Origin of the sequence: Herbiconiux sp. A18JL235, assembly GCF_040939305.1 — a bacterium.
Lineage (GTDB): Bacteria > Actinomycetota > Actinomycetes > Actinomycetales > Microbacteriaceae > Herbiconiux.
The window spans coordinates 4,022,252-4,042,725 of sequence record NZ_CP162511.1 but is presented as its reverse complement, the minus strand read 5'-3'; the positions used below and the strand labels follow the sequence as shown (position 1 = coordinate 4,042,725).

Below are 20,474 nucleotides of genomic sequence, written 5' to 3'. Positions count from 1 at the left end.
CGCGGGGTCACCTCTCGCCGGCGCGCAGCAGAGCGGTGCCGGCGTCGTCGATCGACAGTGACGCCGACGGGCGGTCGCCCGTGAGCGCGACTCCGTAGACCTCGCGGGCGCGGTCGATCGACACGAACCCCATCCGCACGTCGTCGAGCACCCGTTCCGGTTCGCGCTCGAAGGGGTGGCCGTAGCCGCCACCCCCGGTGGAGTGCTGGCCGATCCGTTCTCCGGCCTGGAGGGTGATGGCGCCCAGCGAGTCGATCTCGCGCTCAGCACCCCCGGCGTCCCTGGCGAAGGCGACGTTGCGGGCGGCGGGGAGGCCGCCCTGGGTGCCCCGCGGCGGGAAGGAGACGCAGTCGGTCACGTAGGCGGCCTCCATCGGGTCCCACTTCGGCCCGAAGGCGACGGTGGCTCCCGGTGCCCCGCGTCGGCGGCCCGCGCCCTCCGAGTCGGTGCGGATGCGCAGCTCCTCCACGCGGAACGGATACTTGAGCTCCGAGAGCTCGATGCTGTCGCGGAACATCAGCCCGGCCGCGACGGCGAGCCCGTAGGTGACCCAGCCGTCGATCTCTGGGTGCGCCGGCCCGCCCTGCGAACCGAGGAAGACCTGGTTCACGTAGGGCTCGCCCCCGGTGCGGCGGTCGGTGCCCGAGACCACGGAGAAGCCGGGGCCGAGCCCGGTCGCGCCCTCCGCGGCGCCGAAACCGGCCCACGCGTCGGCGACGGCCTTCTGCGTGGTGACGGTGAGGCGATCGCCGACGTTGGTGGTGGCGACCGAGGTGGAGTGCGGAAACCGGGGCTTGCCGACGATGCAGTTCTCGCGCAGCAGCAGCTCGATGCGGCGGAACGATCCCGAGTTGGCCGGGATGCCCGTCTCGAGCGAGTTGAAGATGCCCGCCATCACGTTGCTGACGGTGCATGCCTCCGACTCGTTGACACCGGCGGGGATGCAGTCGATGTTGTCGCGCAGATCGACAGTGATGCGCCGTTCCGCGGTGTCGACGTCGAGCTTCACCGTGATCTCGATGCCGTCGGGGAGCACGCCGGGAATGGGGTCGTGCCGCCCGGTGCCCACGGTGCGGCCACCCGGCAGCTTCTCGATGGCCTGCGCCATCCGGTCTTCGGAGTAGTCCATCCAGTCGCGGATGAACGCCTTGAGCGTGTCGCGGCCGTAGCGCTCGCACAGCTCCTTCAGCCTCGCCTCGGCGACGCGCGCCGCTCCCACCATGGCGAGGTAGTCGCCGTACCACTGCTCGGGTACACGGATGCGGGCACGGCACATGCGGATGATGTCGTCGACGTCGCGGTAGTCCTGCTGGATGCGCACGCACGGGAAGATGAGCGCGCCCTCCTGGTAGACGTCTTTCGCGAACGGCATGTAGGTGGAGGGCTCGGAGTTGCCGATGTCGGCCTGGTGAGCCTTCGCCAGCGTGGTGAACATGTGCTCGCCCTCGAAGAACACCGGGATGAGGATGGTGTGGTCGGCGGCGTGCGAATTGCCCCGGTACGGGTCGTTGTGCAGGAAGGCGTCGCCTTCGGCGAGGTCGGGCTGGAGCTCGGTCATGGCCTCTGTCATGAGGTGCGCGCCGAAGATGTGGCAGGGGAGGCCCTCGGCCGAGGAGAGCAGCTCGTTCTCGCCCGTGGTGATGGCGCAGGAGAAGTCGCGCGCCATGTTGAGAACGCCGCTCCGCCCCGTGCGCAGCAGGGTGTTCTCCATCTCCCGCACGATCGAGTCGAGCCGGTTGGAGATGACGGCGAGGAGGATGGGGTCGGTCTTCGTCGGCGCGGCCGAGGAGGCCGGCGCGGTGTCGGTGTCGGTGTCGGTGGCGGTCATGCCAGGGCTCCTTCCCGGGCGGCGAACGAACCGAGGGTGTCGTTCGATCCCGTGCTGATGATGTAGTCGGAGGTGGGTGCCACGACGACGGTGGCGCCGGGGTCGACCACCAGGGTGGTGGTGGCCTCGAGGATGATGGCGGGGCCGTGCACAGTGCTTCCCGACCCGAGCCGGGCACCGTCGTAGACCGGCGTGTCGGGCGCATCCGCGAAGGCGAAGAGCACCGGGCGCACCCGCACCGGCTCAGGGTCGCCGGCCGCTGCCGGTGCCTGGCGCGGAGCGGGCTTGTCGAGTTCGGCCGTGACGCGCAGCTTCCAGATCAGGCACTCCACGTGCTGGCTCGGGTCGTTCACCTGAAACACCCGGAGGTGCTGCGCGTGGAACGCCGCCTCGAGGGCTTCCAGGTCGATCGAGCCGTCGTCAGTCACCTCGACGGGCGTCTCGAGCTCCCACACCTGACCGGGGTAGCGGGCGTCGACCGAGAGCTGCGTGCGCACGGCGACCGGGTTCAGCGAGGCGGTCTCGTCGATGAACTCCTGCGCCTGGGCCTCGAGGGCGGCGAGGGCCCCCGCCGCCGCCTCGACGTCGAACGACCGCGTGGTGGTGAAGGCGCTCGCCGTGAAGTCGGAGATGAGGTCGGCATTGAGCGCCCCTGCTGCCGAGAGAGCGCCCGCCGTCTTGGGCAGCACCACGGTCGCGACACCGAGCTCGCGCGCGATCTGCACGATGTTGACGCCCGAGGCGCCGCCGCCCGCGATGATCGAGAGGTCTCGCGGGTCGATGCCCTGCGAGATCGTCATCTCCCGCACCGCGGAGACGATGTTCTGGCTCGCGATGACGAGTGCACCACGAGCGGCCTGCTCGATGCTCGTGCCCAAGCGCTCGGCCACCGGCCGCAGGGCGTCTCGGGCGGCCTCGACGTCGAGGCTGAGCGTGCCGCCGATGAAGCCGATCGGGTCGAAGTAGCCCAGCACGAGTGCGGCGTCGGTGACCGTGGGGCGGGTTCCGCCGCGGCCGTAGCAGGCGGGGCCGGGGTCGGCTCCGGCGCTCTCGGGGCCCACCCGCACGAGGCCGGAGGAGTCGACGCTGATGATCGAGCCGCCGCCCGCCCCGATGGAGCGCACGTCGACCGACTTCGTGCCGGTGATGTGCCCGGTCCACTTCTGGCCGAGCCAGGTGTCGGCCGAGAAGTGGATGGTGCCGTCGCTGATGAGCCCCACGTCGAAGGTGGTTCCTCCGGTGTCGCAGACCAGCACGTTCGGGCGCTCCTCGCCGAGAGTCGTGCGGCCGGCGTGCAGCGCGGCGATCGGCGCCATCGACGGGCCGGAACCGACGCTGTAGATCGGGCGGTCGGCCATCCGCGACACCGGCCACGAACCGCCGTAGCTCGTGGAGATGAGGAGCCTGCCGGTGAACCCGGCCTCGACGAGGTCGTCGGAGAGCTGGGCGAGGAAGCTCTGCATGAGCGGCTTCAGGGAGGCGTCGATGACGGTCGACGAGGTTCGGCGGTACTCGCGCAGCACGGGGTTCAGACGGTGGCTCAGGGTGCGCGGCACCTCGGGGAGGTGCTCGGCGAGCAGCCGGTCGACGGCGAGCTCGTGGGCCGGGTTGACGGTCGACCAGAGCAGGCTCACGCCGATCGCCTCCACGCCGTGCTCACGGCACTGGCGGATGGCTTCGATCACCGTCTCCTCGTCGAGCTCGAGGTGCACCTCGCCGTCGCTGTCGATGCGCTCGGCGATCTCGAAGGTGAGGTAGCGCGGCACGTAGGGCGGTTCGAACTCGCGGGGCGAGAAGGCGCCGCCCAGTCGTCCGCCCTCGCGCAGCAGCAGGGTGTCGGGGAAACCCGCGGTCGTGAACAGCGCCGTGACCGCCGTCTTCTTCTCGACGATCGCGTTGGTGGAACGCGTGGTCCCGTAGGCGAAGTGCGAGGTGTCGGCGAGCAGCTCGCGCACACTGAGGCCGAGGCGCCCGGCCACCTGCTCCACCGCGGTCGAGACTCCGTCGAAGGCGCGCTGGTAGGTGGTGAGCGCCTTCCCGATGTGGATGCCGCCGTCGGCATCGGTGATGACGACGTCGGTGAAGGTGCCACCGGTGTCGACCGAGATCCTGAAAGCCATCTGTTCTCCGATTCGTGCTGAAGGGCGAAGCACCAGTGTGCGAAACCGGGGTGCCCGGGCACATCGCCCGATCGGTCAGCCGATAGGTCGAGATCCGCCTTAGCCGAAGGGATGATTTCCGGGCCGTTCCGGCAGATCGGCGTGAACAGCATGTTTCCCACCCTCATCCGTCGCCCGGCCTCGGCTACGTTTCGAGGCCATCAGCTCCATGGATCGCAAGCCCGAACAGCAGGAGGAAACATGAGAAGGACCACAGCGACCCTCGTCGGGATGGGGGTGCTCGCGTTCGCCCTCGCCGGATGCACGCCGGCCATCTCCTCGGAGGGCGGCAGCACCGCTGCAGCCCCGGCCGACGCCGCCGACGCCGACTGCGTCGCGGCGGTGACCCCCGCGGTCGAGGCGGCGATGGAGCCGAGCGAGCTCGTCGCGCCCGACGCGCCGCTCGACCTCTCCGCACTCGCCGGCAAGAGCATCTGGTACATCACCAACAGCCAGAACCAGTTCTCGACCGAGATGTCGACCGGAGTCGAGGAGGCGGGCAAGGCCGCCGGGGTCGACATCACCGTGTTCGACGGCCAGAACTCCACCAGCCGCTACAGCGAGGGCATCAATCAGGCCATCGCCCAGGGAGCCGACGGCATCATCCTCATGGCCGTGCAGCCCGCTGTGGTCAAAGAAGACCTCGCGGCGGCGTCGGCAGCCGGCATCAAGGTGCTCAGCACCCTGAACGGCGACCCCGACGAGCCGGTCGCCGACGGCACCTTCGGCAATCTGAGCGCCGACTACACCGCCGACGGGGAGCTCATGGGTCAGTGGGCCCTCTACGACTCCGGATGCGCGGCCGACGTCGTCGTGGTGCAGTCGAGCCCCGTGCACGTCTGGGACCTCGCGGCCAAGGGGATCGAGTCGGCGATCACCGGCTCGGGCTCGTCGAGCACGGTCAAGGTGCTCGACATCGACCCGGCGAAGATCGCCACCGACACGACGAGTCAACTGCAGACGGCCCTTCAGGTCGACCCCGATGTGAACTACGTCCTCCCCGTCTGGGACAGCGCGATGCCCTACATCTCGCCCGCGATCGCGTCGTCGGGTGGCAAGGCCAAGGTGCTCGCCCACGACGGCATCTCGGCGAGCCTCGAGTTGATCGCGGCCGGGAAAGACCAGCAGGGCACCGTGGCCATGCCCCCGCCCGGATGGATCGGCTGGGCGGCCTTCGACGAGGTGGCGCGCGCCGTGACCGGAGCAGCCGACCCCGGCTACGTCATCCCCACCCGCCTCGTCACCACCGAGAACGTCGGTGACGGTTCCGTCGCCGACGTCTCGCCGAACTACACCGACTACCAGTCGGCCTTCACCACGGCCTGGTCGAAGTAGTCCGGAGCGACCGCATGACCACCCTTCCCCCCACCCGCCGGAGCCTGTTCGGCTCCGGCGGGCCCCAGCGGTTCGCTCTGCTCGGCATCCTGGCGCTCATCCTCGTGCTGTGCCTGATCGCCATCCCGGAGTTCCGGTCCTGGCGGCTCATCGCCAGCATGATCAACTCGCAGTCGATCATCCTGCTGCTCGCTCTGGTCGCCACCGTGGTGCTGCGCACCGGCGGCTTCGACCTGTCGATCTCGCAGACCATGGTGGGCAGTGCCGCGCTCACCATCGTGCTCGTGAAGGCCGACGTCCCGCTCGCCGTGGCCGTGCCGCTCGCCATCGCCCTCGGCGCCCTGGTGGGAGCACTGAACGGCTATCTCGTTGTGGGGATCGGTGTCGACTCCTTCGTGACCACGCTCGGCAGCTACTCCGCCCTCGCGGGGTTCGCCTATCTCGTGACCAACTCGAGCATCGTGGCGGGAGTTCCCGACGAACTGGTGAACGCCGTGCGGTCTGAGGTGCTCGGCATCCCCCTCGTCACCTGGTACGCCTGGATCCTCGCCATCGTGCTGTGGTTCGTCTACCAGCGCACGCCGCTCGGCCGGTACATGCTGTTCGTGGGGGGCAACCCCGACGCGGCGAGGCTCGCGGGCATCCGGGTGAAGGCGGTGCGGTTCGGCGCCTACCTCGCCTCAGGGGTGCTCTCGGCGCTCGTCGGCCTCATCTTCCTCGGCTACTTCGGTGCCGTCGACCCGGGAGTCGGAGGCCAGTACATGCTGCAGCCGCTCGCCGCCGCCTTCCTCGGCACGACCGCCATCGTCATCGGCAGGTTCAACGCGCTCGGAACGGTGGTGGCCCTCTACCTGCTCATCGTCGGCATCACGGGCCTCCAGGTGCTGGGCGCGCAGACCTGGGTGACGAACGTGTTCTACGGCCTGGCGCTCATGATCGCGGTGGCCGCGTCGAAGCTGGCCGGCCGCAAGAAGGCGCTGCGATGACGGCCGCGTCCGTTCCGTCGACGCCCGACGCGCTGCGGGTCGACGGGTTGCGCAAGTCGTTCGGGGGAGTGCAGGCGCTCCGGGGCGTCGACCTCGCGGTGCGCCGGGGCGAGGTGCACGCGCTGCTCGGCCAGAACGGATGCGGCAAGAGCACGCTCGTCAAGATCCTCACGGGGGTGCACGCTCCGGATGCGGGCAGCGCGACCCTCTTCGGCGAGCAGCTCTCGCTGCCCGTGAACGATCCGGCGCATTCGGGCATCGCGGTGATCCATCAGGACATCGGGCTCGTCGACGCCATGACGGTGCTCGAGAACCTCGGGGCGACCGGCGGCTACGGCACACGGCTGCTCGGGAACGTGCGCACCGGGAGGCAGCGTGTCCGCTTCACCCGGTTGATGCAGGAGATCGGCTTCGTGGTGCCCCTCGACGTCCTGGTGGCCGACCTCGCTCCTGCCGAACGGGCGATGGTCGGCATCCTGCGCGCCATCGATCAGCTCGAGCAGGGCGGCGGAGGTGCGCGCAAGGTCCTCATCCTCGACGAGCCGACCGCGGCCCTCGGGCGGGAGGACTCGGAGCGTCTGCTGGGCCTCATCCGCACCGTCGCCGACACCGGCGCCGCCGTGGTGTTCATCAGTCACCGGCTCAACGAGGTGATGACGGCGTGCGACCGCTTCACCGTCATGCGCGACGGGGCGACCGTGCTGAGCGGTGAGGTGAGCCGGCTCGATCGGCACGCCATCATCGCCGCCATGCTGGGTCGCGAGCTCGAGGAGTTCTTCCCCGATCCGCCCGCGCAGACCGACGGGCGCGCGGTGCGGCTGCGCCTCGACCAGGTCACCGGTGCCGTGGTCGACGACTTCTCGCTCGAGGTGCGGGCCGGCGAGATCGTGGGTGTCACGGGACTGGCCGGAATGGGGCAGGACGAACTCCCGCAGCTGCTCGCCGGCGCGCGCCGCGTCGACTCGGGCGCGATCGAGGTCGATGGGAGCGCGCTCACCCTGCGTGAGCCCTCCGACGCGATCAGACGGGGCATGGTGGTGGTGCCGGGGAACCGGTTGAGAGACGGATGCTGGGCCGCGGCGACGGCTGCCGAGAACGTCACCCTCCCGGTGCTCCGCCGCTACGCGGGGGCTTTCGGCATCCGACGGCGTCAGGAATCGAGGGCCGCGCGCTCGGCGCTGGAGGAGGTGGGGCTGCATCCGCTCGCCCCCGACCGGCCGCTGGGGAGCTTCAGCGGTGGCAACCAGCAGAAGGCGGTGTTCGCGAAGTGGCTGCAGCTCGACCCAGGGGTGCTGGTCTTGCACGAACCCACCCAGGGCGTCGACGCGGGAGCCGCCAAGGAGCTGCTCGAGCAGGTCGTTCGACGTGCTGCCGACGGGGCGGCGGTGCTGATCGTGTCGGGCGATCACGAGCAGCTCGTCGAGGTGTGCCACCGTGTGGTCGTCGTCGGCCACGGTTCGGTGCTCGCCGACATCCCCCGGGCGCGGCTGACCGAGCAGGCCCTCCTCGCCGCGAGCGCCCAGGTCACGGAGGTGGTGGGCTGAGGCGGGGCGGGTGGAGTTCACGGCGCATCCGCCTCGACGCCCCTGCCTCAGTGCGGGGGCGTCGTGCTGTCGGCCCCGCTCCAGCGCCGCAGCCAGGTCTCGACGCCGGCGATGTGCGCGATGGCGAGCGCCTCGACGAGCACGGCGTCGCCAGCCTCGATCGCGTCGACCAGGGCTGCGTGCTCGCGTAGGGTTCGCTCGACCGCGTTCTCGTCGGTGAGCCCGCGCCAGAGGCGGGCCCGCGCGGTGCGGCCCGAGAGCGATTCGAGCAGGGTGGAGAGGTAGCCGTTGCCCGCCGCGCGCACGATGTCGGCGTGGAAGGCGAGGTCGTGGGCGACGAGCCGCTCCACGTCGGGGTCGGCCCCGGCCTCCTCGATCGAGGCGCGCAGGGCGGCGACCGCCGCCCGGTCGAGGTGCGGTGTCGCAAGCGCCGCCGCGGCGGGCTCCAGGATGCGGCGCACGGCGAAGAGCTCGAGCATCGACTCGTCGTCGCGCCGGGCGTCGACGACGAAGCTCATCGCCTCGAGCAGCAGCTCGGGCTCGAGGCTCGTCACGTAGGTGCCGTCGCCGCGGCGCACGTCGAGCACCCGCAGCACCTCGAGCGCCTTCACCGCCTCACGCATCGAGCTGCGGGAGAGCCCGAGCCGTTCGCTCAGCTCCTTCTCCGGCGGCAGCCGGTCGCCGGGCTGGAGCTCGCCCGAGAGGATCATCCCCTTGATCGTGAGGATCGCCTCGTCCGTGACCGTCATGGCCCCATCGTAGTTTCGCGGCAGACGTCGAAACGGTATGAGAATTGCGGCGCCGAGCCCGTGGGGAGCTCGGCAGCGCGATTCTCATACCGTTCGACCGGCGATCAGCCCGCGAGCAGCTCCCCGGCGCGGTGCAGCGACTCCAGCGGCGTCGTGGCGTGGGGGGAGAAGCGGATGCGGTCGTCACCGTGCGCCGTGACGGTCGCGCCGCCCGCAGCCCGTCCGCCGCGCATCCACTTCCGCGTACCCATGACGAGCACGGCGGCGCCGGTCGACGGGCGTGAACGTTCTTGATTTTCGCTCAGCTATCGCTGAGGATTGATCAATGACGTTCATCATCGCCCACGAGGTCGTCGCCGTGGCCACCCGGTTCGACGGCAGTGCGGGCGGAGGGTGGAGCCCGCGGCTCTCGCTGACGCTCGGCGGCCCGGTGCCCGCGGCGGCCGAGCTGGTGTGGAGGGTGCGGCGCGCCGACGGCTCGCCGTGGTTCGAGCACCGCGTCGAGGTGCCGGAGCGGGCGGCGGGCGCGCTGGCCACCGTCGACCTCCAGCGCTGGGGCGAGGGTGTCGACGTCGTCGACACGGGAATCATCCGCTTCTCGCTCGAGCTCGTGTCAGCGTTCGGCGGCGTCGTGGAGCTCCTGCACGACGGGATGCTCCGGGTCGAGCACCGGGAGGGTCTCGGCTACGTCATCGACGAGAGCGCCCGTCTCGACGGGGCGACCCTGGCCCTCGACGCCCTCGACGAGGCGGATGCGCCTCCGCTCCGTGTCGCGGCCTACCTCGACGGAGACGTCGAGCCCCACCGGGTGTCGGTGCACTGCTTCCATGCGGGCGAGCAGGTCGTCGAGGCCTCTCGGGTGTGGAGCGAGCAGGCGTTCACGTCCCACGAGGGGCGCGTCATCGGCCATCAGATCGTGGCGGTGTTCGCGGGCGTTCGCGGCTGGAACAACCTCGCCGCCTCGGGGTGGGGCGAGGGGTGGCACCTGCTCGACCGGCACGACGGCGACTACGAGCTGCGATTCGTGCTCGGCACCGAGGTGGTGCGTACCGTCGCCTTCTCGGTGCTCGGCGGTCGCGTCGTGGCGCAGGGTGCGCTCGAGGTCGACCGTGCCACCGGCTTCGCCCTCCTCGTCGGCGCCCCCGCCCCCGCGTCCTTCTACGGATGCGCACCCACCGCCCCGGGAACGGCCACCATCGCCGAGGTCTACGCGGCCCGGGCGTCAGCGCCGGCTTCCGATGCTCCTGTCGGTCCTGCCGCCGCACCGACCCAGGCCGAGGTCGACCCGGAGGCGCTCACCGCCTACGCGGAGAGGGCCGAGCGGCTCCTCCTGACCTGGGAGGCCGAGCTGCTCGGCGCGCGCCCGCCGTTCGAGCTGCAGCAGGTGCTCGAGGCCGAGGCGGTGCTGCGCGAGCGCCCCGGTTACGAGGAGCGTGCCGCCGCCGTGGCGCAGGCCCCCGACGCCTGCGAGCTCGCCCTGTCGGGCCGGCCCCACTCGCTCACCTCCGTACGAGAGCGGATGCGCGCCCTCTTCGCCGCCGCTGAGGCCCGCCTCCAGACCGCCGCGTCCGAGCACGACGACGCCCTCGCCCCCTACCGCGAGGTGCTCGCCGGCGACAAGCTCGCCCTGTTCGACGACCGGCCCGTCACCGACTTCGAGTACCGCACGGTGGGCCGCAGGCCCCTCTCGACGCCCGAAGAGCTTCGGGATGCCGAGTACTGGTTCTTCGAGGGCCCCGCCGAGCTCACCGCCACGGCGACGGTCGACGGCCAGACCGTGAAGGTCGCGACCGCCGGCTGGCGGGTGATCGGCTGGCGCTTCACCCCCGACGGCACCATCGCCGAGCGCTTCGAGCAGCAGGGCCAGGGCCACGACGCACCCCTCTCGGCCTACGGGCCTGGGCCCGCGCATCCATTGTGAGGTGCCGCTCGCGGCACGGGCTGACTCGCCCGCCGGCACTCGCCGCGACCGCCGTTTGACTCTCCTGCACGGGGAGACGGGATGCTGGACTCATGATGAAGATCGGAGAGTTCGCAGGGCTGACCGGGCTGAGTGTGAAGGCGCTCCGGCACTACGACGAGACGGGGGTGATCGTTCCGGCGGAGGTGGATCTGCGGTCGTCGTACCGCAGCTACGACGAGGGGCAGGTGCGCGCGGGCGTGCTCGTGCGCGCGCTGCGTGACGCGGGCGTTCCGCTCCCGGCCGTGGCGGCCGCGGTGGCCGGCTCGAGGCACTCCGGAGGAGCGGAAGAGGCTCTGGAGCGGTACCGTCGCGAGATGCTCGAGCAGCGTGAGCGCGAAGACCGGGCCTTCCGAGACGCCTCCGTCGTGCTGCGGGCGCTCACCGCACCCGTCTCCGTCACCGAGCGCTCGATGCCGGCCCAGCCCTACGTGGGGCAGGCGATCGCCGTGCCGCTCGACGGGGCGGAAGTGCGCACCGACGACGACGCGAACGAGGTCTTCGCAGCGCTCTACGCCCGCATCCAGCAGGCAGGACTCGGTCCCTCGGGCTCGTTCTGGACGGCACTGCGCCCCGGCGACGAGCGCGACACCGTCGAGATCGTGTGCTGCTGGCCGGTTCACGCCGCCTCCGTCGCGCATCCTGACGGTGGCCCGCTCGGCCCCGACGTGTTCGCGGCCGAGTTGCCGGCTCGCACCGAGCTCGTCGCCACCTGGCGGCCGACGAGCGGTGAGGAGCTGCCCGAGGGTGTGCTCCACCCCGCGGTCGTCGCCCTCTTCGACGCGGTCTCGGAGCGCGACGTCGTGCTGTCAGGCGGCTCGGAGGTGCGGCAGGCCGTGCTCGGGCACGGCGAGGACGACTTCGCCGTCGAGGTGTCGATCACGGTGCGGAGTGACTGAGGCCGACCCCCCGAACCATCCCGCGGCACCCACGGCGCACACCGGGCGCCGCGCTCAGAGCACCGTGGTGAGCGCCCCGCCGTCGGCGCGCAGCGCGGCGCCGTTGGTCGCCGAGGCCAGAGGGCTCGCCAGGAAGACGGCGAGATTCGCGATCTCGTCGGGCTCGAGGAAGCGGCGCAGCAGCGAGGTCGGGTGGCCCTCGGCGATCGAGGCCTTCAACGCCGACTCGTCGATGCCCTGGGCCGCGGCGATGCCGGCCACCGCGTCAGCGACGCCGTCGGAATAGGTGGGCCCGCCGAGGAGGGTGTTGACGGTCACCGCCGTGCCGCGTGTCAGCTTCGCGAGCCCGTTGGCGACCGCGATCGTCGCCGCCTTCGTGGCGCCGTAGTGCACCATGTCGGCCGGCACCGAGACGCCGGACTCGCTGCTGATGAACAGGATGCGGCCCCTGCCCTCGGCGAGCATGCCCGGCAAGAGGGCGCGGGCCAGCCGCACACCGCTCATCACGTTGACCTGGAAGTAGTCGAGCCACTCCTCGTCGGAGACGGTGGTGAATTCGGCGACGCCGAAGAGGCCGACGTTGTTGACCAGGACGTCGACGCTCCCGAGCAGGTCGACGAGCCGGGAGACCTCGTCGGCTCGTCTGAAATCGGCGGCGATGCCCGAGACCTGCGCGCCGGGGAACTCGCCCCGCAGCGTCTCCGCGACGGCGGCCACCCGTGCCTCGTCGCGGCCGTTCACCACCACCTCGGCGCCCTCACGAAGCAAACCCTTCGCTATGGCGAGGCCGATGCCCTGGGTCGATCCGCTGATGAACGCTCTGGCGCCCGCGAGTCCGGTCTCCATGTCTGTCGCCACCCCTTCGATGTAGTTGCTCAGGCAAGCAATCCTAGGCGCAAAATGCTTGCCGGAGCAAATACATATCGCGTGGCGCCGTATGCTCGGATCATGACTGAACCCTCCGCCGGCGCATCCCTCGACGGAGACGACCTCGCCACCTGGGCCGCGCTCGCGACCGTGCTCGAGTGGCTCCCTCCGGCGCTCGACGCGCCCCTCGTGCGCGAGTTCGAGCTCACCCACTTCGAGTACGGCGTGCTCTACGCCCTGGCGGCTGCCGACGGTCGGCAGCTGAGGGTGAGCACGCTGGCGGGCTACGCGAACAGCACGATCTCCCGGGTCTCGCGCGCCGTCTCGCGCTTGCAGCTGCGCCGACTCGTGGAACGCCGTCGCGATGCGCTCGACGGCAGGTCGATGCTCGTCGCGCTCACCGCGGAGGGCGCCGAGCTGTACGACCGGGCGACCCCGGTGCACGCGGAGTCGGTGCAGCACTTCGTGCTCGGCGCGCTCACCGCCGCGCAGCGCCGACAGCTCCGCGAGATCGCCGGGCGCATCCAGCGAGCGGTGCGACAGGACGACGGGTGGACGCCACCCGCCCCGGATTGAGCCGACCGCCCGCAGTCACGAGACGCGCCGACCTGCCAGAGTGGGGGTATGACTGCTGAGCTGCTCGACGACCTCCACCGCCTTCTCGCCGAGAGCGGCCTCCTGAGCGACCAGGCCGCGGAGAACGGAATCGTGCACGGCCGCGCCACGTTCGCCGCGGGCGGCGTCGAGGTCGCGGTCAACGTCGACCCGGAGCTCGACGACGAGCGCGACGAGCTCGGTGACGAGCCCGACGACGAGCGCGACGAGCGCGACGCCGACCCGGTCGGCGACCCCGATCCGGCGGCCCTCGTCGCCTCCCTCGCCCGCATTCTCGCCCTCGACCCCGCCGCCTGGCGGGCCCTGGTCGACGCCATCGCCGAAGAGATCGAAGAGGCTGTCGGCGACGACGACGTCGAGGAGCAGACCGACCTCCGCGACGACCTCACCGTCACGTCGATCGTCGTCTTCGCCGACGCGACGGTCTTCGCCTTCACGGCCCCACGCCAGTTCCCCACATCCCGCCTCCTCGCCCAGTTCGACGCCGACCTCGACATCGAGCACCTCGAGGTGCTGCCCCTCGACGACGACGCCGAACTCCCCGAGCACGACCCTTCCCTCGAGGTGCACTCCTTCGACACCCTCGAAGACCTCCTCACGCACATCTCGGCCCCCGAGGAGCCCTGAGAAGATCCCCCTGAGCTGAGGCAGGTGGGAGGGCAGGCGAGGCACCTCTCAGGGCAACTCGAAGAACCCCGAGCTCTGCAGCAGGTCGACCGCGTCGTGCTTGTTGGTGACCCCGAGTTTCGCGTACAGGTTGCGCAGGTGCACCTTCACGGTGTTGACGGAGACCGAGAGCTGGGCCGCCAGCTCGGCATGGGTGGTGGACGCGTAGAGGGCACGCGCCGTTGCTTCTTCGCGCTTCGTCAGCGTCGGGACGACCGGCCGTGCGCCGCTCGAGACGGGAACCAGGGCGAGACGCGTGAGCAGCACCTCCACCGCGGCCCGGTGTCCCTCGTGGGCCGCCGCGAAGCGATGGAGAAGGGCCAAAGTCTCGACCCGGGGGACGGTGAGCAGCGGCGTCAGCGACCCCGAACTCTGCACGAGGTGGAAGGCCTCGGCGAACTCGGAGTCGGCACGCTCGGGTCTGCCGAGACGCTCCCAGGCCACCGCGCGCCGAAGCAGCAGGGGCGGGATGGTGCGAAGACAGTGGCGATGACCGAGCCGGAGACATCCGTCGGTGGTGCGCAGCGCATCCCGGGGCCGGCCGAGTGCGAGCCACGCCGCCGCTCGTTGCATGTCGAAGCAGAGCGAGTGGTCGGGGGTCGACGGCTCGTCACGCAGCAACGCGAGGGCTTGGGGCGCGTCGCCGCGCAGGAGCAGGAGGTCGGCGTGGATTCCGCGGGCGAACCCCCTGATCATCATGAGCACCTCGCCCTCTGCCGTGCTCTGGCCGACCAGCCTCGACTTGGCGATGCCCGCTCCGACGTCGAACCGAACCAGGTCGGCCATCGCGTCGACGGCCAGCGCGGTCGACCTCCAGATGGCGCTCGATCCGCCGATGGCTCTGAACTGCTCAGCCAGCGAGCTCAGCGCCAGGGCGTCGAGTGCCGCCGAGGCGACGAGCACCCGAGCCAGTAGCAGGGGGAAGTCGGCGGCCGACGCCTCCCATCCGTGCTCGAGGCGCCGCTCGTCGGCGGCGGCGATGGTCGTCGTGGCCGAGGCGTACTCGCCGTTCAGCGCCGTCGCCAAGGCGCTCAGCCCTTGAGCGCGATACACGACCGCGGGCAGCGCGCCCTCCATCGCCGCCGCCTTGTCGGCGAACAGCGCGGTCTCCCGGCTCGCGCCTGCGGTCGCATGCGCCTCGGCCACGGCGACGAGCAGCTCTGCAGCACCCTCACGCGCCGGGTCGAGCGAACCGCCGACCGCCGTTCGCTCGAGCTCCCGGCGCGCGAGCTCGAGGGCGTCGTCGACCCGACCGACGGAGGTGCGGGCCGAGATCATCACGGCGCTCACGAGCAACCGCTGGTCTCGGTCGACCGAGACCAGCAACTCCGGAGAGAGCCAGGCGAGTGTCTCCCACTGCGTGCGGGTGAGGGGAGCGGCGCCGGGAAGGGTGGATCCGAGCACCACCCGGAATCGATCGATGTCGACCACGGCTCAGACCCGGTCGGCGATGGGAGGCCACATGCTGACATGATCGCACCCCGAGGATGCGCGAACCCACGACGGCGACTGCGCGCGTGAGCGGCTCTGGGACTCCCCACGGCGCGTGTGTACTATTACTTCACACACGTTGTGAACTAATAAGTGACAAGCGAGGATTCAATGGTGAAGATCGCCGTACTGGGAACGGGCGCGAACGGGGCGGGAATCGGGGCCGACATGGCCAGGGCGGGGCTCGACGTGACGTTCATCGAGCAGTGGCCGGCGCATGTCGACGCGATCCGTGAGCGCGGCATCGAGGTGCGCATGCCGAATCGCATCGAGGTCACCGAGGTTCCGGCGTACCACCTCTGCGAGGTCGCCACGCTGCGCGAGCCCTTCGACATCGTCTTCCTCGGCGTCAAGGCGTACGACACGCGCTGGGCCGCCGAGCTCATCAAGCCGCTGCTGAAGCCCGACAGCCTGGTGGTGGGCCTGCAGAACGGCATGTCGATCGACGACATCGCCGACGTGGTGGGTGTCGAGCGCACCATCGGCGCCGTCATCGAGCTGGCCTCGAACATGTGGGAGCCGGGCGTCACGACCCGCCAGAACCCGCCCGAGGAGACCTGGTTCGCCGTCGGCGGGCTCACTGCGTCGGCGCAGGCCCGTGCTCACGAGGTGGCCGAGGTTCTCGGTCATGCGGGCACGGTCGAGGTCTCCGACGACATCCGTTCGTCGAAGTGGATGAAGCTCGTCGTCAACGCCGCCGAGCTCGTGCCCTCGGCCATCCTGGGCCTCGAACTGAACACGGCGGCCGAGGTTCCCGGCATGTACGACTTCATGCTCGCCTGCGGCAAGGAAGCGGTGCGTGCGGCCGCAGCGAGCGGCAGCAGCATCCGCCCCATCTTCGGCATGACCGCTGAGAACGTGAACGACCCCGACGCCTTCGCCGAGCAGCTGTTCCACGTCGTGCTCACGACCTTCTCGCTGCCCGACACGAAGACCACCTCGCTGCAGGATTGGCTGAAGGGCCGGCGCAGCGAGGTCGCCGAGATCAACGGGCGCGTCGTCGCCGAACTCGAGGCCGTGGGCGCCGCCGCCCCGTTCAACCGGCTCGTCGTCGAGCTGGCCGCCCGTGTGGAGGGGGGCGAGCTGACACCCGCGCCGGAGAACATCGGCCTGCTGCTGCACCGCGTCTAAAGTCATACTGTATGACAATGTAAAGTAAGAGTTGACAACGCAAGTCGGACTTTACATACTGAAGACGTTCCGGTTACTCGACGAGGAGGAATCATGCCCGCAACCCCCGAGGTGTCGAGCCACGGCTCACGAATCCTCATCCGGGGCGCGGCTGTCGCGACGGTCGACCCCACCCTGGGAGACCTCGAGCGCGCCGACATCCTCATCGAGGGCGACCGCATCGTCGCGATCGAGGCGCTGTCGCGGGAGACCGGCGAGAGCATCCTGAACAGCGCAGGAACGGACGCGGGGGGAACCGCCGACGTCATCGACGCCACGGAGATGATCGCCATGCCCGGCATGGTCGACACGCACCGTCACACCTGGCAGGCGCAGCTGCGCGGCATCCTGGCCGACGGCACGATCCCCGACTACCTCCGCGGCATGCGCCTGCAGATGGCCATCCGCTACCGGCCGGAGGACATGTACGTCGGCAACTACGCCGGCGCCCTCGACGCCATCAACTCCGGTGTCACCTCGGTCGTCGACTACTGCCACAACATCCTCGACCCGGAGTGCGCCCACGGGGCGGTCACCGGCCTCCTCGACGCGGGCGTGCGCGGCCTCTACGGCCACGGCATGACACCGGTGACGTCGAACACCTGGTCGGAGAGCGCGGGCGGCCGCGAGGGCGTCGCCGACCCGGCCGCCTTCGAGCCCCGGGCGCGGCTGGCCCGCGAGATCCGCGAGCAGTACTTCCGCGACGAGACCCAGCCGCTGCGCTTCGGTATCGCCCCGCAGGAGCTGCCGATCGCTCCGGTCGCCGACGTAGCGGCAGAGTTCGCGCTCGCCCGTGAGCTCGGCGCCCGCATGACCATGCACGCCAACCAGCTCGCGGTGCGGCAGCTGTTCCAAGACGTGAAGGTGCTCGCCGCGCACGGGCTGCTCGGCCCCGACCTGCTGCTCGTGCACTGCAGCTTCAACACCCCCGAGGAGTGGGAGCTGCTGCGCGGCACCGGCACCACCGTGTCGATCTGCGCCGAGACCGAGATGCAGATGGGCATGGGCTTCCCCGCCATCCGTGAAGCCACGGAGTACACGCCGGGCCCTGGTCTCGGCATCGACTGCGTCAGCGGCGACTCCGGCGACCTGCTCTCGCACGCCCGGCTCGTGCTGCAGGCCACCCGCTGGCGCGACGACAGCGCCGGCTACGAGAAGCTCGTCGCCCCTCAGGAGATGCGGTGGACGACGAAGGATGCGCTCCGCTGGGTCACCCAGAACGGCGCTGTGGCCGCGGGCATCGGCGACGAGGTGGGCTCGCTCACCCCGGGCAAGCGCGCCGACGTCGTGCTGCTCGACATGAGCGGCATCAGCCAGGCGGGCTGGAACCGCCGCGACCCCACCGGCATGGCGATCGCGCAGGCCAACTCCGGCAACGTCGACACCGTGCTCATCGACGGTCGCGTCGTGAAGCGCCACGGCCGCCTCGTGCACGTCGACGTCGACGCTGCCCTCGCCCGCACCCGGGCCTCGCACGACTACCTCTACGAGCAGATGGACCGCCACGGCGGGTTCATCCCCCAGCCCCCCATCGACATCCCGCTCTACCGCGAGCGGGCCTGAATCACGGCGGCGCCGGCCCCGATCCGGCACCGCCACCCCCTCCGTCCCTTCGCTCACACCACCACCACCATGCAAAGGAGCATCCACCCATGACCGACTCGAGAGACATCCTCATCACCGGCGGCACCGTCATCACGGGCGTCGCCACCGACCCGGCTCTCACCGACGTCGACGTGCTCATCCGTGACGGCAAGATCGCCCAGATCGGCCCGCGCATCGACGCCCCGGGCGCCGAGGTCATCGACGCCTCCGGAAGCGTGGTGATGCCGGGCTTCGTCGACACCCACCGCCACACCTGGCAGGCCATCGTACGCAACATCGCCTCAGACTGGTCGCTCGACGAGTACATGGCGGGCCTGCACGTGGGCCTCAGCAAGCACTTCCGCCCCGAAGACACCTACGTCAGCAACTACCTCGGTGCACTCGAGGCGCTCGACTCCGGCATCACCACCCTCGTCGACTGGTCGCACAACCTGCGCACCACCGACCACGCGGATGCGGCGGTCAAGGCCCTCGAAGACACCGGCATGCGCGCGGTGTTCGCCCACGGTGGCGGCGCCGCGCAGTGGGGCGGCGTGATGCCCTCCCCGGTCGAGCACCCGCGCGACGACGCCACCCGGCTCCGCACCGAGCACTTCGCCTCGAACGACGGGCTGGTGACCATGGCGCTCGCCCTCCGCGGCCCGCAGTTCACCACCCGCGAGGTGAACCGCGCCGACTTCCAGCTCGCCAAAGACCTCGACCTGCGCGTGACCGTGCACGTGGGCGACGGCCATTGGGGCAAGATGCGCCCGATCATCATGCTGCAGGAAGACGGACTGCTCGCCGACACCATCACCTACGTGCACTGCACCACCCTCTCCGACGAGGAGCTGCGCATCATCGGCGACACCGGCGGCTCCGCCTCCGTCGCGCCCGACGTCGAGGCGCAGATGGGCCACGGCTACCCGGCGACCGGCCGACTGCTCGCCGCGGGTGTGCGCCCGTCGTTCTCGATCGATGTCTGCTCGTCGAACGGCGGCGACATGTTCGGCACCATGCGTACCGCCATCGGCCTGCAGCGTGCTGCCGACAACAAGGAGCTGGTGGATGCGGGGGCCGTCATCGAGCGCCTCAGCCTCAACTGCGCCGACGTCATCCAGTTCGCCACCCTCGACGGCGCGAACGCGGCGGGCCTCGGCGAGCAGACCGGTTCGCTCGAGGTGGGCAAGGCCGCCGACGTCATCGTGGTGAGCGGCAACTCGCTGGCGATGTCTCCTCTCAACAACCCGTTCGGCGGCGTCGTCTACAACGCGCATCCCGGCCTCGTCACCGACGTCGTCGTCGACGGCGTGGTGAAGAAGCGCGGCGGCCAGCTCGTCGGGGTCGACGTGAAGAAGCTGCGCGACGACGCCTCGAACGCTCGCGACTACATCCTGTCGCAGATGCCGGAGGCCTCGGTCGACGGCGCTTGGCACCCCGAAGTGGCTCACGCATGACCATCGGGTCGGAGCAGCGGCCGGCTGCCGGCGCAGCCCCCGCCGCGGGCGCGGTGGCCGAACGCCCCTCGATCAAGCCGATCAGCCCGCTCGCCCGGGTGGCCTCGTGGCCGGCGGCGCGAGCGCTCATCGCCGTGATCGTGCTGTTCGCCATCAGCCCGCTCATTGCGCCGGGGAGCATCTCGGCCACCGCCATGTCGTCGATGCTGCCGTTCGCGGCGCTCACGGCAGTGGTGGCGGTGGGGCAGACCCTCGTCATCATGCAGGGCGGGCTCGACCTGTCGGTGGCGGGCGCCATCACCCTCGGTGCCCTCATCGTGGCGAAGTTCGGCGGTCCCGACCAGCTCGGGCTCGGCGGCGCGATCGTGCTGGCCCTCGTCGTGCCGGCGCTGTTCGGCCTCATCAGCGGTCTGGTCATCGCGTTCTTCGGGCTGCCACCACTCGTGGTCACCATCGCGAGCAACGCGCTGATGGTGGGCACGGTGCAGGCGGTGTCGGGCGGCTACGGCGGACAGGTGGTCGACTCGCTGTCGCAGTTCTCGCTGTCGAGGTGGCTCGGCATCCCGGTGCTGGCCATCATCGCCACCATCGTGGTGCTGGTCGTGCACGTGCTGGTGAAGGCCATCAGGGTGGGTCGCCGCTTCGAGCTCGTGGGGGCCAACCCGCGGGCGGCCCGCAGCATCGGCCTCTCACCGAACGGCTACGTGGTGGGCGCGTACACGCTGTCGGCCCTGCTGGCCGCCACCTGTGGCGTGCTGCTCGCCGGCCTCCTGCGCTCGCCCACCCTCACCGCTGGCGACGCCTACCTGCTGCCCTCGATCGCCGCGGTCGTGCTCGGCGGCACCGCGCTCACGGGCGGCAAGGGCAGCATCGTCGGCACCGCGCTCGGCGCGCTGTTCCTCGGCCAGCTCGGCCAGCTGGTGCAGACGTTCACGCAGACCACCGCAGCGCAGAACATCATCCAGGCCGTCATCATCGCCGTCGGCATCGTCGTGCAGATCAAGCTCGGCGGCAACACCTCCCGCCTCAAGGCGATGTTCACGCGCTCGAAGACCTGAACCGCATCCGCGTCATCGCTCCGCCCGCGTCACCGCCGCATCCGCGTCATCCGTTCCACTCCCGAACCCACCGAAATCCACCACAGCACCACTGCACTCGAAGAGG

General features: G+C 70.5%; 17 protein-coding genes. 11 read left to right on the top strand and 6 right to left on the bottom strand.

The window, feature by feature from the left end:
* Positions 1–7: 7 nt before the first annotated feature.
* Together ABFY20_RS19005 and ABFY20_RS19000 are read right to left on the bottom strand one after the other, a co-directional pair.
* Positions 8–1,828, bottom strand: coding sequence for a hydantoinase B/oxoprolinase family protein (locus tag ABFY20_RS19005; protein ID WP_368497771.1), 1,821 nt, complete (start codon positions 1,826–1,828; stop codon positions 8–10).
* Positions 1,825–3,948 (bottom strand): hydantoinase/oxoprolinase family protein, encoded by a 2,124-nt coding sequence (locus tag ABFY20_RS19000; protein WP_368497770.1) that lies wholly within the window; start codon positions 3,946–3,948, stop codon positions 1,825–1,827. The genes ABFY20_RS19005 and ABFY20_RS19000 overlap by 4 nt, the downstream gene beginning before the upstream one ends.
* Positions 3,949–4,188: 240 nt before the next feature.
* Here ABFY20_RS19000 and ABFY20_RS18995 point away from each other — a divergent pair, with 240 nt between their 5' ends.
* From ABFY20_RS18995 to ABFY20_RS18985, 3 genes are read left to right on the top strand one after another with little or no spacing between them, the layout of a single operon-like run.
* The gene (locus tag ABFY20_RS18995; RefSeq protein ID WP_368497769.1) at positions 4,189–5,322 is read left to right on the top strand and encodes a sugar ABC transporter substrate-binding protein; all 1,134 of its coding nucleotides are present in this window, start codon (positions 4,189–4,191) and stop codon (positions 5,320–5,322) included.
* Between the two features lie 14 nt (positions 5,323–5,336).
* Positions 5,337–6,308, top strand: coding sequence for an ABC transporter permease (locus ABFY20_RS18990; protein ID WP_368497768.1), 972 nt, complete (start codon positions 5,337–5,339; stop codon positions 6,306–6,308).
* A complete protein-coding gene (locus tag ABFY20_RS18985) occupies positions 6,305–7,852 on the top strand; it encodes a sugar ABC transporter ATP-binding protein (RefSeq protein WP_368497767.1) in 1,548 nt (515 codons plus the stop codon). Before ABFY20_RS18990 ends, ABFY20_RS18985 begins: the two co-directional genes overlap by 4 nt.
* A gap of 47 nt (positions 7,853–7,899) precedes the next feature.
* On the opposite strand, the gene ABFY20_RS18980 is transcribed toward ABFY20_RS18985, so the two are convergent.
* Both ABFY20_RS18980 and ABFY20_RS18975 read right to left on the bottom strand, forming a co-directional pair.
* Complete coding sequence (locus ABFY20_RS18980) at positions 7,900–8,601, bottom strand: FadR/GntR family transcriptional regulator (RefSeq protein WP_368497766.1); 702 nt, start codon at positions 8,599–8,601, stop codon at positions 7,900–7,902.
* Positions 8,602–8,705: 104 nt separating this feature from the next.
* The gene (locus ABFY20_RS18975; protein ID WP_368497765.1) at positions 8,706–8,852 is read right to left on the bottom strand and encodes a hypothetical protein; all 147 of its coding nucleotides are present in this window, start codon (positions 8,850–8,852) and stop codon (positions 8,706–8,708) included.
* A gap of 74 nt (positions 8,853–8,926) precedes the next feature.
* Here ABFY20_RS18975 and ABFY20_RS18970 point away from each other — a divergent pair, with 74 nt between their 5' ends.
* Together ABFY20_RS18970 and ABFY20_RS18965 are read left to right on the top strand one after the other, a co-directional pair.
* Entirely contained in the window at positions 8,927–10,522 is a 1,596-nt protein-coding gene (locus ABFY20_RS18970; RefSeq protein ID WP_368497764.1) for a hypothetical protein, read from the top strand.
* A 92-nt stretch (positions 10,523–10,614) separates the two neighbouring features.
* On the top strand, positions 10,615–11,460 hold the full coding sequence (locus ABFY20_RS18965; RefSeq protein WP_368497763.1) for a MerR family transcriptional regulator: 846 nt from the start codon (positions 10,615–10,617) through the stop codon (positions 11,458–11,460).
* 54 nt (positions 11,461–11,514) lie between these two features.
* Here the strand turns inward: ABFY20_RS18965 and ABFY20_RS18960 are convergent, their stop codons facing one another.
* Positions 11,515–12,306, bottom strand: a complete 792-nt coding sequence (locus ABFY20_RS18960; protein WP_368497762.1) for an SDR family NAD(P)-dependent oxidoreductase — start codon at positions 12,304–12,306, stop codon at positions 11,515–11,517.
* Positions 12,307–12,408: 102 nt separating this feature from the next.
* Here ABFY20_RS18960 and ABFY20_RS18955 point away from each other — a divergent pair, with 102 nt between their 5' ends.
* Positions 12,409–12,903 (top strand): MarR family winged helix-turn-helix transcriptional regulator, encoded by a 495-nt coding sequence (locus ABFY20_RS18955; protein WP_368497761.1) that lies wholly within the window; start codon positions 12,409–12,411, stop codon positions 12,901–12,903.
* A 48-nt stretch (positions 12,904–12,951) separates the two neighbouring features.
* Positions 12,952–13,569, top strand: a complete 618-nt coding sequence (locus ABFY20_RS18950) for a cytochrome C5 (protein ID WP_368497760.1) — start codon at positions 12,952–12,954, stop codon at positions 13,567–13,569.
* A 48-nt stretch (positions 13,570–13,617) separates the two neighbouring features.
* Here the strand turns inward: ABFY20_RS18950 and ABFY20_RS18945 are convergent, their stop codons facing one another.
* A complete protein-coding gene (locus ABFY20_RS18945; protein ID WP_368497759.1) occupies positions 13,618–15,039 on the bottom strand; it encodes a response regulator transcription factor in 1,422 nt (473 codons plus the stop codon).
* Positions 15,040–15,210: 171 nt separating this feature from the next.
* Between ABFY20_RS18945 and ABFY20_RS18940 the strand changes: the two genes are divergently transcribed.
* From ABFY20_RS18940 to ABFY20_RS18925, 4 genes are all read left to right on the top strand, one after another.
* The gene (locus ABFY20_RS18940) at positions 15,211–16,230 is read left to right on the top strand and encodes a ketopantoate reductase family protein (protein WP_368497758.1); all 1,020 of its coding nucleotides are present in this window, start codon (positions 15,211–15,213) and stop codon (positions 16,228–16,230) included.
* Positions 16,231–16,323: 93 nt separating this feature from the next.
* Positions 16,324–17,832 carry an amidohydrolase family protein gene (locus tag ABFY20_RS18935; protein ID WP_368497757.1) on the top strand — a complete coding sequence of 503 codons (1,509 nt, stop codon included), beginning with the start codon at positions 16,324–16,326 and terminating at the stop codon, positions 17,830–17,832.
* An 89-nt stretch (positions 17,833–17,921) separates the two neighbouring features.
* Positions 17,922–19,310, top strand: a complete 1,389-nt coding sequence (locus ABFY20_RS18930; protein WP_368497756.1) for an amidohydrolase family protein — start codon at positions 17,922–17,924, stop codon at positions 19,308–19,310.
* Complete coding sequence (locus tag ABFY20_RS18925; RefSeq protein ID WP_368497755.1) at positions 19,307–20,368, top strand: ABC transporter permease; 1,062 nt, start codon at positions 19,307–19,309, stop codon at positions 20,366–20,368. The genes ABFY20_RS18930 and ABFY20_RS18925 overlap by 4 nt, the downstream gene beginning before the upstream one ends.
* The last annotated feature ends 106 nt before the right edge of the window (positions 20,369–20,474 follow it).